The following is a 16,764-nucleotide window of genomic DNA, read 5'->3' as shown; positions in this document are numbered from 1 at the left end:
TCGGTTATCTGTCTGTTTTCGACTTGAGGCTTACTTTATGTTTTTTGGGGATTTAAGCACGTAAGGTCGCCCTTTGTTGTAGTCCGGCCCATCAGGGTAAGGTGTGTTAGATGATTCGCCTTTCCCTTGAAACAGCAGGACCAGATCGGTATTTCGGTTTGGGGCATCAGTCACCCAATGGTTTGGGTCGGCATTGGGTATAGGGCGACAATCATCAATACCTTTTCCGCAGAAAATAGTATAGCTAACAGAAAGTTTATTGTTGTTCACCTTAACCAATATTCTGCCTAGGTGTCGGTGGTAGTTTTGGTAATATCCGCGCATGGTTTGAATTTTTGCTTCCATTAGTTTCGGGTCTAGGTTTGCAGATAGTCGATGATAAATGTCTTTGCTGCTATCGCGTCGCCCGTTGTTATTTTTGCCATAAGTTCTCCAGAAAGCGGTGATATGGGTTGGAGTAGCAATGTATTCCGCGATTTGTGCTATATGTCCCTGATTGTCGGACATACTCATGTAATCGAGAGAATGACTATGTTCCATATCAATATCGACCATTCGTTTATCGAATGGAGTGTTGGGAAAGGCGGTTTTGGAAGCGAATCCCACACCACTGAATAGAACCACTCGATTGGTACCGTATTTTTTTGAGTGAACGATATAGTGATTTGGGTCTGCATTTTCCCGAGGGGTGCAATCATCATACAGGGGAGAGCAACTGAGTGTGTAGTACAGGGAAACGTGTGGCCCATCCACAGTGACCGCTAGCATGCCGCCTTGGTGATAATTCTTATAATACTGTTGAAGAGCCTTGACCTTCTCTGAGGCCAATTTGCTATTCACTTTACCGTTTATCTTGTAATAATCTCCGCGGCCACTTTCTTTTTTCCAATACCCTTGAATGGCTTTAGGGACACCGATAGCTATATCGGCTAAGGCCAGAGCTTCACCATTAACCGCTCCGTAACCGAGCCCTGTAACCCAGCCATTTGTATCAGTGACAAGCATGCGGGCGATATAGTGTGGTCCATGTAAACTTCCTGCAGCTCCAGTTCTGGCGATGAATTTTTGGTCAGCACCAGGCTGCCTATTAGCTAATGAACAGGCTGTGAGCAATATTCCCAAGATGAGGATAAGCAGGGTGCGAAGATTAGTATACATTGTCAAATACCTGCCTGTGCAGTTCACCTTGGCTATTGTACGTAGGTCGATTAACTAAATACTCTTTAGCATTACTCCAACCGGGATTAATTAAATAATCGTGAGGCCTATGGACATATTGATGTTCGTTCGGAGAGATGGTGTTGCACCAGTCTGTGTATTGGATGGTTCCTATTGGTTTGGAATTCAACTGCTGCCATAAAGATTTAACCAATGAATCGTCGTAGTCTGCTGGTAACTCGTATTGGCTAGTGTTCCACTGCACTCCTGTTAATTCTGCGAGCTGTTTCATTCTTTCTTGAGACAAGCCAGCTAGTGCATTACTGATGGGTTGTAGGCGATAAGAATATAAATTCCAATTGACGCATTTGACTCTGCCAGATATATCGTTTTGTTGTAGGTTGTTATTCAACTCAAGCTCTTTTTCTTGTCGAACATGCTCCATCATGCGATTTGCTCTGTCTTTCCCCATACTTGGATTGGGCGCTGTTCTTCTTTCTGCATTGTATTCATCTTGCAGTGTCTCGGTTTTTATTAGGTCGTGATTGTAAGTGTCGAGCACGGGATGTTGATAGCGTTGTGGTAGGTTCAAGTTGTAATATTGTCTCAAGTGTACATACCCTCCACCGACATCAGAGTGCGCTCCAGGGAACACTTCTTGGTGAAAATTATCCGGTAGCTGACCATTGGTTTTAAGAGAGGTTAACGGGAAGTTTTTTCGATATTCGTGGTAAGCGCAAAGCTGAACAACAGTTTTGGCGCACTCTGGTTTTAAACCCAACTGGAAATTGCCATTGTCTTCGTTGCCAGGCCAGTAAAATGAACCGACTGTATCAAATAGGCCGACAAAACGAATACTGACCTCTCGGGTGCTGTCTATCTCATACCCAGTATCTATGTTGACTCTATGGTCTTCAAATCCAGACAATAAACTCGGTGATATGGATAGTCCATCGGAGCCAGTCCTTGATCGAGTGTAATCAGGAAGTCCAGCTAAAGCGGCGTTGACAAAGTGGCGGGCCAAAGCTGCCCCACGACTGAAACCAAATATATCGAACTCCACACGTGTTACTTGGTTATATTGAGTTTTTGGGTCGGTAAGTAGGCTATGCAGATGATCAAGTAAGCTTTGCCATTTATAAAAGCCCCCTGTTTTCTCATCAAGATATTTATTGGGAACAATGTGTTCAGTCACCAGATCTTCGGGCGCGATAGCGAACGCTTCTCCTGTTCCTACCTCATCGGTACCTGCGTCAATTCGAGCATGAATTTCTTCTGGACTCATTATGGTCGGATCGAGGTCGAAGGTGCCGACGCCAGAGACATAAATACGCCCGATTTCGCCTCTTGAGGTTGGGTAAGCTTGGTATAAGCGACCGATGTTGGAGCGCGACTTATTACCATGAGTCTCTTTATAAGTGTCGTTGTAGAGGTTTTGCCCGGTGCCATCAAAAAATACCCCGATGCGGAAAATGCGCTCTTGTGGATCCTCAAACGAGAGCTTTTTATAATTGTTGAGGGTAAAACTTGGCTGTGCACGCTTCCGGCGGTAGAAGAAAAGACAGTATTTGGACTGGCAGTCACATCGACTTTAGGATTGGCGGCTTTTATCTGGTCAAGTTTTGATTGTATTTGTTGGCTGGTCTGCTTTACCCAATCAGGTAAGGCGTTTTTTAGTTGCTGGATTTGCTTTATGCATCGGCCATATCGTTGGGTTAGTACCGTATATCGAAGCGTGTCGGCATGTGATTGTAAGCTCTGTAACCGAACCATGACAAGATGTAGCAATTGGTCAAGGTGAGCGAGTAGCGGATGACAAGCTTTCTGCCAATCATAGGATTCAACCAAATGTACAGGATTGCCGTAACCTTTGGCACGTAGGACGGCCATTAGTCGGTGATAGCTTTCACTTGGGTCAATGTCGGCAAAAATCTTTAACGTGATTCCATTGGCATCGACAATAGGGGCCAGTAAGTGCATTAGACCGAGCACAAGATTTTTTCTTTTGCCTTCTGAGACGGTAGGCTTTTCTGCATCCGAACTTTGGCTAGGTGGCAGTGCACTTATTAAGGTCAATAAAAAATCTGTGAGTGTTTTACACTCATGTTCACTGACCGACCAAGTAGATAAACTCATCCACTGCAAAGCGACAAACTCGCAAAACTGTCGGTCCGCATTCAGAGGGAAGGTAAATTGCCCCCAATCTGTTTGATTCGAATAAGCTCTTTGTGGGCGCCAAAAAGGTTTCCTACGGCCAGCACATAGCGAGAAAAAACTTTCGTTATCATATTCTTGCTGACGAGAGTTTATCGGGCGAGTTTGTCGCACGGTATACTCTCGGCCGTCTTCTTGGTATTTAATCTGGCATTGAACATTAGGCAATTGGTAGGAGGTTGCATACCCTTGTCGATCTAATTGGTTTTTATCGAGAGTTTCCCCTGCTGCGCTAGATAAGGTGTATGGAGCGTTTTGTAGCGGTTCGCCATCAGGGTAATTACAGAATATATCCAGGTCATAGTCAGGTTCTTCTTCCATTTCGGCGCTCACTGATGGGTTTTGCACTCCTCCCATACAGCTAGTGTTTCCAGCATTCATCGTCATTTGATCTGATAAACGGCAGACTCCTTTACCTTCTATTTTTACCGTTGAGGACCAGCTAATAAATTCGGCTTTATCTTCTATTGTGCCGGATGATACACCTTTTTGATCGCCATCAGCATCGCCAGTACTTTTGGAAAACTGGCAGCCTTGAATCGCGATGCTATTACCGCCGTCCATCGTGACCGTACTGCTTCCATCGATCAAATCTTCTGACTTAGCCACATTGTCATAGCATACAGGTACGACTGACGGACCGATGGTGGTCAAACACACATCGGGTTGAGTTGATTTGGCAACCCCACCTGAGCCTTTGTGCACGACGCTGAGTCCATCCGCATTGGTTGTGATTGGCATAGCTGATCCCTAATCGGAAAAATTTTTCGAAAGGTTACCACGCTTATGGGGTGTGCTTCTGACTGAATAACTAGGCGAAATGACTAATTGAATAAAGTTGAGAATAATTTCTCAACTTTATTCATACGCGAGGAATAGATAGTTAGGAGGAGTCGGTGGTTCGGCCCGAGCGGCGATTATTCCGCTTCAAACAAATCCAAATGCAGCTTTTGTATCGCAGCGCAAGACTCGTCTTCGTGGACTAAAAAGCACAGATTATGTGGGCTGGCACCGTAGCAGATCATTTTTAAATTGAAGTCCTCGGCAGAGCTAAATACACGTGAAGCATAGCCTTTTTGCTTGCTGATATTGTTGCCAATCAGCGCTACCAGACATAGGTTATGTTCCACTTCCACGGTGCATAACTGTTCTAATTCAAGCTTTACTTCATGGGGCAGTTCAGGTGTGCCACCACTGGTGTCGGTTTGATCTAACGTTAGCGATACGCTGATTTCTGATGTGGTAATAAGGTCTACGGAAATTTTGTGTTTCGCGAGCACCTCAAACACTTTCGCCAAAAATCCATATGCGTGGAACATGCTAGCACTGCGCAGCGTCACCATGGTTTGGTTACGTCTTAGCGCCAGAGCTCGAAATAAAGGTTCACTCTGGACCTGTTGGCGAATCCAAGTCCCCCCCGCATCTGGCTGCTTTGATGAACCGACAAACACGGGAATATCACACCTTAGCGCCGGAACCAGTGTCGAAGGGTGCAATATTTTGGCACCAAAGTTGGCCATTTCTGAAGCCTCACTGAAACTGATTTCGGAAATGGGGCGCGCGTTTTTAGCAATGCGAGGATCTGTGGTGTAAATACCTGGCACGTCTGTCCAAATTTGCAGCTCGTCGGCTTGTAGGGCTTCAGCGAGTAAAGCCGCACTGTAATCACTGCCACCACGGCCGAAGGTAGTGGTGTTGCCTTCAACATCACTACCGATAAAGCCTTGGCTAACCACGACGGAGTGTTGGCACAGTGGTAGCAGCTTTTCTTGGGTCAGACTCAGAATATATCCTAATTGAGCTTCTGCTTTACCAAAATTGTCGTCGGTACGCATTACATCTCGAATATCAAAGCGCTGAGCGGAGAGGCCACGCTCTGTTAGAAGCTGGGTAAACAACAAGGTCGACATCAGTTCACCGCTGGCAACGATATGATCGGTGAGTTTTTTGCTGGCGTGGTAAGAGGCGGCTTCGGCGGCGCTTGCCACACCAGCAAGAATTTCGCGGACAGCGGTTTTGATGTGACTAGAATCAGACAGTTGTTGCCAAACTTGCTGGTGGATACTGGCGAGCTGAGACAACTTTTGATCTCGGATTTCTTTATCTTCAATACCAATAGCAAGCTCGACTAAGAGATTAGTTACACCTGAACATGCACTAATGAGGACCAGCTTGGTCTCTGGGTTTTGTTCTATAATAGCGGCACATCGGCCCATCGCCGTGTAGTCTGCCACGCTGGTTCCGCCGAATTTAGCGACATTGAGTTTACTCACAACATTTCTCCAAAAATCCTAGTTAATTAAACAAGTTTGATCTGGTATTTAACGTTGAAGAGATTGAGCTGTAGGGAAGAGAAGCATGCTCGAACATGCGTTCCTTCAGAAGCTCACCACTGGCTAGTACCAGTGACAGTTAAGGGGATTCAGCCCACTTAGCCGATGGGTTCAAGCCATAACTTGAACTCATCTCGGCACCGCTCCCCATGAGTCTAGTGTATTGGAGTTAGGGCTCCACACCGGACCTGCCTGGGCAGTGCTCCTCTTCTGCATTAAGCTCAGTTATTGAACGGCTTTCGGCAGAGGTTGTCAACGAATTAATCATAGCCCACAAGAAAATGATCAGTAAAATTGTGAAGATAGCGTACAGGTTCAATTGCTGATGCGCACAAACTGCATTAGTGTAAAGAAACTCTACTCTTAGAACATGAGGTATGACCATGTCGATACAAAGTTTTTTCCCTCCACGCAGAACGTTATTGGGCCCGGGTCCTTCAGATATTTCTCCGCAAGTATTACAAGCGCTAAGTCGTCCAACCATCGGCCATTTAGATCCTTTGTTTGTCGGCATGATGGATCAAGTGAAGCAATTACTGAAATATGCATTTCAGACACAAAATGAATTTACTATTGCTCTTTCAGCGCCGGGCAGTGCCGGTATGGAAGCGTGCTTTGTTAACTTGGTTGAGCCGGGAGACAAAGTGCTAGTCTGCCGTAACGGGGTGTTTGGTGAGCGGATGCGGGAGAATGTCGTTCGTATCGGTGGCGAGGCTATCCTAGTAGACGATGAATGGGGAGCGCCGGTGTCTATCGATAAGGTAGAGCAAGCACTTCAACAGCATCCAGACTGTAAAGTATTAGCGTTTGTTCATGCGGAAACCTCGACGGGGGCTCTATCTGATGCCAAAGCACTGGGTGCATTAGCTAAGCGGCATGGTGTGCTAACGATTGTCGACGCTGTTACCTCATTAGGTGGTGTGGAATTGCGAGTCGATGATTGGCAACTTGATGCGGTATATTCAGGCAGTCAAAAATGTTTGTCGTGCACACCGGGTTTGTCGCCGCTGACGTTTTCTCAGGCAGCGATTGAGAAAATTAAAACACGTAAAAGCCCAGTGCAAAGTTGGTTTTTAGATCAAAGCTTGGTGCTTGGCTATTGGAGCGGCGAGGGTAAACGAAGTTATCACCATACCGCCCCAGTGAATAGTCTATATGCTTTGCATGAATCCTTGGTGCTTTTGCAACAAGAAGGGATTGAAAATGCTTGGCAGCGGCATCAGCAGATGCACGAGAAGTTGAAGACAGGTTTGCAGGCGCTAGGTATTGAGTTTGTAGTAGAGGCAGCATATCGCTTGCCACAACTGAATGCAGTCTACATCCCCGATGGTGTTGACGATGCTCAAGTTAGAAATCATCTGTTAACAGAATACAACTTAGAGATAGGTGCTGGACTTGGCGGGCTCGCTGGCAAGGCATGGCGTATTGGGCTAATGGGTTATGGTGCCCGCAGCGAAAATGTCTCTTTGTGCTTAAAAGCGCTGGAAGAGACATTAAACGCTTAAATACCACCTTAATTGTCAATATAAGTGCGCTAATATTTAGCGCACTCATTTATTTTTGAGTTTCTGCTTAATGGCTGACGGGGGCAAATATTTAATATTGCTAAAGTTCAGGTTTGGGAACAAATAGTTGGCTTCCGCGCGCACCTGATTTGCCTTGTCATCCTCTCCCAATCCTTGATACGCCAGAATTAAATTATTGTAAAAAGCGGGTCGGGGCTTAATTTTTATCATTTGCTCAGACCAATCTATATACGGCTGGATGAACTTGGCTTGATGCTCAAGTAAGCCAATTCTCAAATACGTGCTGTAAATATCCCAATCGAGCCGACTTTGCCAAGCTATAGGATTGGTAATGTGTTTGAGCAGTTCTGGATTTGGGGGAACTGATTTCTCAAAGCGGCTTAAGGCTGAGTTGGTCTGCAGGGCGCTGAGCATATACAGGCTAATGCAAATCGGTAAGATTAGGCTGGTGACACGCAGCAGACTTTTCCCCGAGGCATGAAAAGATAACTTTCGGTAACTCACTGATCGTTGATCGACCCAGTAAAGTAACATGACAAAAATGATCCAGTGAATCGCTGAGTGGTAAAACGGGTATTCCAGTTGGCTATGCAGCACAATTGGCAGGAATAAGGCCAATAACGCCAAGCGAGTCCCCTTTTTGGCCAGATACAATTGACGCAAGACCAAGGCTGCTGCCAACAATATCCCCAGAACTGGAACCACGCCACCTTCAACTGCCCAATACAGCAGCTCATTATGCGGATGACTCAAGGAAGGTAATCCTACATGGTAGCTAGGGTTAAGCTGATGCTGCCGAGCGGTATAGAGTAGGTATGAGGGCTCGAATCTTCCATATCCGTAACCGGTTAACGGCTTTTCGATGAACATATCCAGTGCTTGATGGTAAATGTAGCTGCGCGGACTATCGAGGTTGGATTTTTCTAGAATGGTTTGTTGTGAACCTTTACCGTCAACGATACCGTCATTTGATAATGCCATTATGGCGCCAAAACCTAGACCGAGCAGCAAAGATAGGCACCAGCCAGAGGCCCGTCGTTTAGTCGCAAAGTGATATAAGTAGGGCGTGAGTAGCGCGACAGATATCACGGCGGCTAACCAGCCAGTGCGTGAGGCGAGCACAATTAACAGGGGAACCGTTAAGCTCGGTGTGACATAAAGTAGGCTTATGCTCCCCAGTCGACGGCGGTATTTAACAGGGTGCCTTGCTAATAAATAGCCCGACAACACTAAGCCAGTGGCAAGAAAACTGGCCATGACATTGGGCTGTTGGAAGATACCGTAAGGGCGATTGATGAGTGTGTTGTAATTAAAGATGTTGTGGGCTGGCAGAACAAAATACTGAACAAAGCCAAATAGCGCTTCAATTAAAACGGCCAGGACAATAAACCACAGCAGTCGCTGCTTTTGTGAGTTACTGAACTGAAATTGTTGTAATAAGACAAACAATAGCAGCCCTGCCCATAGCCCGATCAATCGAGGCATAGAGTGCGTGAGATCGGCGTTGAGATAAAACTCGGGCAGCGTGAGCAGAATACAAGTGATGGTTAAGCCAAATGTTAAACGTGAATAACGTAAGGCTTGATTGTTGGCCACTTGATATAAGCCAATGGCGAAAGTGACGCTTAGTCCAGCCCAAGTAGCCGTGTTAAAGGATAGCGCTAACCCTTCTCCGCCAGGATTTGGGGTGAAAAAGTGCATCGCCACAAGAAAAACGCAGGCGAGTGAAATAAGAAAGCGCTTATTGAGGGGAATAACTGGCGCGTGTGGTTCTAAATGCGTTCCCTCGGTATGGAGTATCGCCATAATTTATACAGTCTTTGTTAGGAGAAAAGCCAGCCACTTGGCTGGCTTATTACTTTACTGGGATTTTATGCTAACAGGGGTTTGAGGAAGTGCGCGGTGTGCGAGCCTTTAACTTCCATCACAGTTTCTGGCGTACCTTGTGCAATAATTTCACCGCCGCCTTGTCCCCCCTCAGGGCCTAGGTCCACAATCCAGTCAGCCGTTTTTATTACATCGAGGTTGTGCTCGATAACGACAATCGTATTGCCATGATCGCGTAATCGGTGCAGGACAATCAATAGCTGCTGGATATCATGGAAATGCAGACCAGTCGTTGGCTCGTCGAGAATATAGAGCGTTTTACCTGTATCACGCTTTGATAACTCTTTGGCGAGTTTGACCCGCTGAGCTTCTCCACCCGACAAGGTGGTTGCGGCTTGACCGAGTCGAATGTACGCCAACCCAACATCCATTAAGGTTTGTAGTTTGCGGGCGATGACCGGCACAGGCTCAAAAAACTCGCGTGCATCTTCAACCGTCATGGCCAGCACTTGATCGATCGTTTTCCCTTTGTATTTTACTTCTAGTGTTTCACGGTTATAGCGTTTACCTTGGCATACATCACACGCGACATACACATCGGGTAAAAAGTGCATCTCAACTTTAATTACCCCGTCGCCCTGACAAGCCTCACAGCGTCCCCCGCGGACATTAAAACTGAAACGACCGGGTTTATAGCCGCGAGAACGTGATTCTTGGGTACCGGCAAAGAGTTCACGAATTGGGGTGAAAATACCGGTGTAAGTTGCTGGGTTGGAGCGAGGCGTTCGACCTATCGGGCTTTGATCAATATCGATGACCTTGTCAAAATGCTCTAAACCGGAAATGCCTTTATAGGGCGCGGGGGTACCTGTAGTGGCACCGTTTAGGTGAGCGTGAGCAATTCTATAAAAAGTGTCATTAATCAGGGTCGACTTCCCCGAACCGGAGACACCTGTTACACAAGTAAATAGACCGACAGGCAAGGATAAGTCAACGTGTTTGAGATTGTTGCCACTGGCGCGTTTGAGTTCAACCATTTTACTTCGATCGATAGGCGTGCGCTGCGCTGGGATAGCAATCTGTTTCGTGCCACTTAAATATTGACCAGTAAGAGAGTCTGGTGTGTTAATAATGTCTTCCACTGACCCCTGAGCAATCACTTGGCCGCCATGTACTCCCGCTCCCGGGCCGATATCAATGACATAGTCAGCGGCTCGAATCGCGTCTTCATCATGCTCCACCACCAATACCGTATTGCCCAAATCTCGTAAGTGCACCAAGGTTTGTAGCAAGCGTTCGTTATCTCTTTGATGTAAGCCGATAGAAGGCTCATCAAGGACGTACATCACGCCTACGAGACCCGCGCCTATTTGGCTTGCTAAGCGTATTCGTTGTGCTTCGCCCCCTGAAAGCGTTTCTGCACTGCGCGATAAATTGAGGTAATTCAAGCCGACATTGACCAAAAAATGCAAACGGTCGTTGATCTCTTTCATGATCTTTTCGGCTATTTGGGCTTTCTGCCCTTCAAGTTGCATGGTTTGGAAGAATGTGAGTGCGTCTGCAATGCTCAATTCGACGATCTCTGGCAGTGTCGTGTTGCTAATAAAGACCTGACGGGCCTCTAATCTTAGTCGAGAACCTTGGCAGCTAGAGCAAGTTTTGGTGGAGATGTATTTGGCTAAATCCTCTCGTACTGAACTGGACTCTGTGTCTTTGTAGCGTCGTTCCAAGTTGTTGAGAATGCCCTCAAATGGGTGGCGCTTTAAGCGGATGTCACCTCGATCGTTGACGTATTTAAACTCTATTTCTGTGTTGTTTGAACCGGTTAAGAGTACGTCACGGATTTTCTTCGGCAGTTGTTTGAATGGGGTGGTTAATGAAAAACTATAATGCTCAGCTAGCGAGTTGAGCATATGAAAATAATAATAGTTTTTCTTGTCCCAACCACGAATAGCACCATCTGCCAAACTCAAGGCTTCGTCTTGAACCACTCGGCTAGGGTCGAAGTATTGTTGCACACCAAGTCCATCACAGGTCCCACAGGCTCCTGCTGGGTTGTTGAATGAAAATAATCTTGGTTCGAGCTCCTGCATACTGTAGCCACAATGGGGGCAGGAAAAATTGGCAGAAAACGTGATTTCTTCACCAGCTCCGTCCATCGGAGCAACGATGACAATACCGCCTGAGAGCTCAAGAGCGGTTTCAAATGATTCTGCAAGGCGCTGCTGAATATCACTACGCACTTTGAAGCGGTCGACAATTACTTCAATGGTATGTTTTTTGTGAAGCTCTAAGGTTGGGGGATCGGACAAATCACAAATCTCCCCGTCAATTCTGGCGCGAATAAAACCTTGTGCTGCGAGATTCCCTAATGTTTTAACGTGTTCGCCTTTCCGCTCCCTTACGATGGGTGCCAATAGCATTTTCTTATCGCCTTCAGGAGACGTTAAAATATTATCGACCATCTGGCTGATAGTTTGTGCCGCTAGCGGGGCGTCGTGGTCAGGGCAGCGTGGTTCACCGACTCGCGCATACAGTAGGCGCAGATAATCGTAAATTTCTGTGATGGTGCCGACAGTCGATCTCGGGTTGTGAGAGGTGGATTTTTGTTCAATCGAAATCGCAGGCGATAGGCCTTCAATATGGTCTACATCCGGCTTTTCCATTAATGATAGGAATTGCCTAGCATAGGCGGACAGGGATTCTACATAACGTCGCTGGCCTTCTGCATATAAAGTATCGAAAGCTAAAGAGGACTTGCCTGAGCCTGACAGGCCGGTAATGACAATGAGTTTGTCTCGGGGAATCGTGAGGTTGATATCCTTGAGGTTGTGCGTTCGTGCCCCTCTGATTTCGATCTTATCCATCTGCTGGCTCTATGTAATGCAAAGTGGAATAAGTATTACATAGAGTGCAGTTTGTGCCAATATATAACACTGTTTAAAAAAACAGTGTTATATATCTGTTGAAAGTGTAACGACTAGCTGTCTTTCTGAGTGGTCTGCTTGCTGAGTTCAGAGGCTTTTTGGTCTTTCAAGTAGAGGTTTTGATAGCAGTAGTTTGTCGCTTCAATGTAACCTTCAACGCTACCACAATCGAAGCGGTTGCCTTTGAATTTGTATGCCAATACGCAACCTGACTGGGCCTGTTTAAGCAGAGCGTCGGTGATTTGGATTTCGCCACCTTTACCAGGTTTTGTTTGTTCAATAAGTTCGAAAATATCTGGCGTTAAAATATAGCGGCCGATAATGGCGAGATTACTTGGCGCGGTGCCCGGTTCTGGTTTTTCTACCATGTTATCGACACGGTATAAATCGTCTTTGATCATCTCGCCGGAAATGACACCATATTTGTGTGTTTCGTCTTCAGGAACTTCTTGAACGGCGACAATTGAACAGCGGAACTGTTTGTATAGAGCCGTCATCTGAGCGAGTACACCCTGCTGTTCGTTGACGCATAGATCATCGGCTAACACAACGGCAAATGGTTCATCGCCGACCAGTTCGCGGCCGGTTAAAATCGCGTGCCCTAAGCCTTTCATTTCGCGTTGGCGAATGTATGTAAAGCGTGCGGACTCAATGGTTTCACGTATATTAACCAGTAGTTCTTCTTTGTTGGTGCCACTGATCTGGTGTTCGAGCTCGTAGTTCATGTCGAAGTGATCCATGATCGAATGTTTACCACGCCCAGTCACAATGCACATTCCTTCGATTCCAGCTTGAATGGCTTCTTCGACTCCATACTCAATAAGCGGCTTGTTGACGATAGGCATCATTTCCTTTGGCATCGACTTGGTCGCGGGCAAAAAACGAGTGCCGTAGCCGGCAGCAGGGAAAAGACACTTTTTGATCATTAGGAATTCCTTTACGAGAAGTATGCCTAGCTAGGGAGCATTTTTGCTTTGCAAGGTTCTACGTTGACCTATGCCCCTAGGCAGAAAATTTGGGGGCTACCATAGCATGATTTACGCAACAAGGTTATAAAACTCGCTCTATCTGTATCGCCTGTTTGTGTCTTAGCTCACTGTGTCACTAAGTTCCGGTTGGCCCAAGCGATAGCTTGCACTCGGTTCTTCACGGCCAGTTTTTTGAATATCTGATATAAATGTGATTTCACTGTGAATTCGCTGATAAAAAGCGCATCGGCAATTTTTGCATTGCTGGCTCCCGTTTGCAGGCTGCGTAAAATCTGGATCTCGCGGCAAGTAAGCTCGACGGTGACTCTGGTTGGGTGGTGGGTGACAATATGGCGGTAATAGTGCAGTAGTTGGCACATTACATTGCGCGGTAAGCAATTGATGCCGTTGATGACCTCTTTGCAGCCGTGGGCGATCTCTTCAATTGGGTCTGAGTCGTAGTATAAAGCTTTCAGGTGGCAGAATGGGATTAACTCTTCCGTCGCTAAACGTCTTGGTACATTGTACAAGATGGTTTCAAAGCCGCTGGGGTTGTAGGGCAATAATGACATTTTATCTAAAATGGTCTGGTGCTGCTGATAATTGATCAAAAGGATTTTGTGTGGGTGCATTGGGGAGGCCAGTGCTAGCTCTTCGACTTCTATTTTCTCCAGTGGCAGTTCAAGTGCTTGTTGTATTTGGCGCAATAAGTGGCACTCAACCGATGGGTCGATGCAAAGCGCGTATAGCGTGCGAGCGTAATTTGCTTTTTTCATATGGCCTCTGATTGGATTAGGGAACCAGAGACACCATCCTTTATTTCGATTGTACACGCGACTTTGGCTAGTTTTTTTGCGTCTAAGTTCATAGGCACTGAGTAACACTGTTTTTACTTAATAAGTATTAGGGTTGATTTGATTCGAAAAGTTTTCCCCCAGCCGTCGTTGAATGATAAACAATGTGTCGCTGGTCATTAGATTAGTAGTTAGAGTGGTGAAATTATGCTATTCTAGCGCGTTATTTAGCAGGCCCTTGTTGAACGATAAACTAAGTTTTTATCGTATAATAATGGCTATTCACTCATGAATCTAAGACGGAGCACAACATGGCAAGCCGTGGAGTAAATAAAGTTATCCTAGTGGGTAATCTAGGAAACGACCCAGAAATTCGTTACATGCCTAATGGTGGCGCGGTGGCTAACATCACGATTGCAACGTCAGAATCATGGCGTGATAAAGCCACTGGCGAACAGCGTGAAAAAACCGAGTGGCATCGCGTAGCTTTATTTGGCAAATTGGCAGAAGTGGCGGGTGAATACCTACGCAAAGGTTCTCAGGTATATATCGAAGGACAATTGCAGACTAGAAAGTGGCAAGATCAAAGTGGTCAAGACCGCTATACCACTGAAGTTGTAGTGCAAGGCTTTAATGGTGTGATGCAAATGTTGGGTGGTCGTGCTCAAGGTGGCGCGCCTGCAAATCAAGGAATGGGGCAACAACAGTCTCAAGGCAGCTGGGGACAACCACAGCAGCCAGCGATGCAGCAGCAAGCACCACAGGCCGCACCTTCGCATGCACCTAAAGTGCAGCAAGCTCCAGCATCTCAGCCTCAGTACAATGAGCCACCGATGGATTTTGATGACGACATCCCGTTTTAATCTGATGAAATTGAAAAAAAGCCGCAAATATTGCGGCTTTTTTATATAGTAGGGTTGCAAGTACATAGTATTTGTTAGTGTTCGAACAATAGTTTAATCGATCGAGCAATGAAAAAACTTGAAATGGAATTCGAAGTGAATGAGGAGTACTCCTACTCTTAAATTGAGCACTCGTTTGGTTGCGTTTGTCACTATGATAGTGATCAGTGCCATGTTCATTGTGTTTGTCGGCGGGACGCTATCGTTTAAACGTATTGGTCAGGAATATCAAGATCATTACCTAAAAGGTATCGTTCAGGTAATTGACAAAGAAATGTCTCACCCCGATGCCATCCATTCTTTTCAAGCATGGATGCCAAAACTGCTTCACGCCGCAAGTGTGGTAGAAATGACATTGTCCGAAGGCAAAGTTGTCGAATACCAATTTGTTGATAAATCTTCTCATATGACCTCCGTGCTGTTGTATGACAGAAGCTTTCGTCTGCTTAATCATCCCGCTTATTCTGTGTCATTTAAGGCTCTGCCTCCTTATTTGGGTTACGGCTACTCAATTGGAGCCTTGTCTTCGATAAGTTTCGCAGTGACCTTAATGGTTTTCTGTTTGATCCGTGGTCTCAAATGGTTGAAAAAACAACTGTATGGCTCGGAGCTGCTTGAGGAGCGTGGTCGTATGATTCTAGCCGGGCGGGTGGAAGAGTATGCCAAAGGTGACTTTCGTGAATGGCCCTTTACCGCCAGCGAGGCGTTAGACACCTTAATTGAAGAGCTGCAAGATGCTCGGCAAGAGCGCAGCAGGTTTGATACTTTTATCCGTAGCCAAACTTTTTTGGATCAATTAACGGGCACCGCTAATCGGGTGTTATTCGATAGCAAGCTAGAGTCGGCATTATTGGAGGGCGGAGCGCGAGGTGGTGTGTTGCTACTGCGTATCGACGAATTCGATGCGATTCATGAAGAAAATAGTAAATTGATTGCCGACGAGTTCGTCGTTGAGGTTGGTGATCGAATCTCGAATATTTTGCAACGTTACCCAGATATTATCCTTTCACGCTACTATCCTTCCGATTTCGCTGTTTTTGCTCCGCAATTAAGCACTAAAGATCTCGCCAATATCGCGACCAGTTGTTTGAAACAATTACAGTCGTTAACACTGCCTTCTCCGCTTGAAAAAGAGGATTGGTGCCATATTGGTGTCACCATGTATCAAGAAGGTGATGGCCATAATACCATTATGGAAGAGCTAGAGTCGGCGTTAAAACACGCTGAGCTTCAACAAGGGAACACTTGGCATAAATATGCTAAAAGTGCGCAATATGATGAAGAGAGAGGTAATGTTCGTTGGCGGAGCTTATTTGATAGGACAATTTCGCCAAATCACTTGTACTTGTTTCAGCAAGCCTGCTATTTCATCGAAGGTAACCAGATCTCTGATGTAATTCATTATGAGATATTTTCTAGGATTGATGATCCAGATAAAGGGCTGATAAAGGCAGATAAATTCAACCAAGCCTTAGAAGCTATTGGCTATGAAGCTCGTTTTGATCGGGCGGTACTCCATGCGATTATGAATTATCTGCAAGCGGTGCCATCGCCTCACTACTATTCGATCAACCTCCATGTCACGGCATTTGCTGACAAAAATCACTTTAAATGGCTTCGTGATGAGTTATTACAAATGCCTTGGCAGTATCGACAACGGTTGACCTTCGAATTTGTGGAGGCTCGTCTTATTGAGCACTTGGACTATATGCGCCCAGTGATAAAAATGCTGCAAGGATTTGGCTTTAAAGTGTGTGTGGACCAAGTGGGGCGCTCGATTGTTAGCACGCATTATTTAAAAGACTTACAAGTCGATTATTTAAAATTACATCGAAGTTTGATTAAACAAATTGATCAACGACACGAAAATCAGCTGTTTGTCAGGAGTCTTATCGGAGCCTGTGCCAGTATTGAAACTAAAGTTATTGCTGTTGGTGTCAGTACCAAGCAAGAGAATACGACATTAAAGCAATTAGGTGTCGATGGTATACAAGGACGATATTTGCATTCTGAGCAGCAAATATATCCAGCAGAGAAGAGGCTCGACACTAAACCGAGTGAGTCGTTGGTGAAAGTCGGACGTCGAAATCGCTGGCGAACTAAATGAGGATGAGA

At 45.9% G+C, this 16,764-nt stretch carries 11 protein-coding genes and 1 riboswitch; of the genes, 3 read left to right on the top strand and 8 right to left on the bottom strand.

Features of this window, described 5'->3' with window-relative positions; genetic code table 11:
- Positions 1-30 precede the first annotated feature (30 nt).
- The 4 genes from L4C34_RS06365 to lysC form a co-directional block, all read right to left on the bottom strand.
- The gene (locus L4C34_RS06365; RefSeq protein ID WP_428788510.1) at positions 31-1,158 is read right to left on the bottom strand and encodes a hypothetical protein; all 1,128 of its coding nucleotides are present in this window, start codon (positions 1,156-1,158) and stop codon (positions 31-33) included.
- Complete coding sequence (locus L4C34_RS06360; protein ID WP_428788509.1) at positions 1,148-2,443, bottom strand: T6SS phospholipase effector Tle1-like catalytic domain-containing protein; 1,296 nt, start codon at positions 2,441-2,443, stop codon at positions 1,148-1,150. Before L4C34_RS06360 ends, L4C34_RS06365 begins: the two co-directional genes overlap by 11 nt.
- Positions 2,443-4,113 (bottom strand): DUF4150 domain-containing protein, encoded by a 1,671-nt coding sequence (locus L4C34_RS06355; protein WP_428788508.1) that lies wholly within the window; start codon positions 4,111-4,113, stop codon positions 2,443-2,445. The genes L4C34_RS06360 and L4C34_RS06355 overlap by 1 nt, the downstream gene beginning before the upstream one ends.
- Positions 4,114-4,289: 176 nt before the next feature.
- Positions 4,290-5,645 carry a lysine-sensitive aspartokinase 3 gene (gene lysC, locus L4C34_RS06350; RefSeq protein WP_428788507.1) on the bottom strand — a complete coding sequence of 452 codons (1,356 nt, stop codon included), beginning with the start codon at positions 5,643-5,645 and terminating at the stop codon, positions 4,290-4,292.
- 101 nt (positions 5,646-5,746) lie between these two features.
- Positions 5,747-5,923, bottom strand: a riboswitch (Lysine riboswitch).
- A 165-nt stretch (positions 5,924-6,088) separates the two neighbouring features.
- Here lysC and L4C34_RS06345 point away from each other — a divergent pair.
- A complete protein-coding gene (locus L4C34_RS06345) occupies positions 6,089-7,210 on the top strand; it encodes a pyridoxal-phosphate-dependent aminotransferase family protein (RefSeq protein ID WP_428788506.1) in 1,122 nt (373 codons plus the stop codon).
- A 45-nt stretch (positions 7,211-7,255) separates the two neighbouring features.
- Here the strand turns inward: L4C34_RS06345 and L4C34_RS06340 are convergent, their stop codons facing one another.
- The 4 genes from L4C34_RS06340 to L4C34_RS06325 all read right to left on the bottom strand — a co-directional run bounded on the left by L4C34_RS06340 (position 7,256) and on the right by L4C34_RS06325 (position 13,729).
- Positions 7,256-9,037, bottom strand: a complete 1,782-nt coding sequence (locus L4C34_RS06340) for a PglL family O-oligosaccharyltransferase (RefSeq protein WP_428788505.1) — start codon at positions 9,035-9,037, stop codon at positions 7,256-7,258.
- Positions 9,038-9,102: 65 nt separating this feature from the next.
- Entirely contained in the window at positions 9,103-11,925 is a 2,823-nt protein-coding gene (gene uvrA, locus L4C34_RS06335; RefSeq protein WP_428788504.1) for an excinuclease ABC subunit UvrA, read from the bottom strand.
- 113 nt (positions 11,926-12,038) lie between these two features.
- Positions 12,039-12,911: a UTP--glucose-1-phosphate uridylyltransferase GalU gene (gene galU / locus L4C34_RS06330; protein ID WP_428788503.1), complete on the bottom strand. Its 873-nt coding sequence runs from the start codon at positions 12,909-12,911 to the stop codon at positions 12,039-12,041.
- A 167-nt stretch (positions 12,912-13,078) separates the two neighbouring features.
- Positions 13,079-13,729: a LuxR C-terminal-related transcriptional regulator gene (locus tag L4C34_RS06325; protein WP_428788502.1), complete on the bottom strand. Its 651-nt coding sequence runs from the start codon at positions 13,727-13,729 to the stop codon at positions 13,079-13,081.
- Positions 13,730-14,058: 329 nt separating this feature from the next.
- Between L4C34_RS06325 and L4C34_RS06320 the strand changes: the two genes are divergently transcribed.
- Positions 14,059-14,610 carry a single-stranded DNA-binding protein gene (locus L4C34_RS06320; RefSeq protein WP_428788501.1) on the top strand — a complete coding sequence of 184 codons (552 nt, stop codon included), beginning with the start codon at positions 14,059-14,061 and terminating at the stop codon, positions 14,608-14,610.
- 139 nt (positions 14,611-14,749) lie between these two features.
- Complete coding sequence (gene csrD / locus L4C34_RS06315; protein ID WP_428788500.1) at positions 14,750-16,756, top strand: RNase E specificity factor CsrD; 2,007 nt, start codon at positions 14,750-14,752, stop codon at positions 16,754-16,756.
- Positions 16,757-16,764 lie beyond the last annotated feature (8 nt).

The sequence above is a fragment of the Vibrio profundum genome (assembly GCF_050337555.1).
Classification (GTDB): domain Bacteria; phylum Pseudomonadota; class Gammaproteobacteria; order Enterobacterales; family Vibrionaceae; genus Vibrio; species Vibrio profundum.
This window is presented reverse-complemented; position numbering and strand designations above follow the sequence as displayed.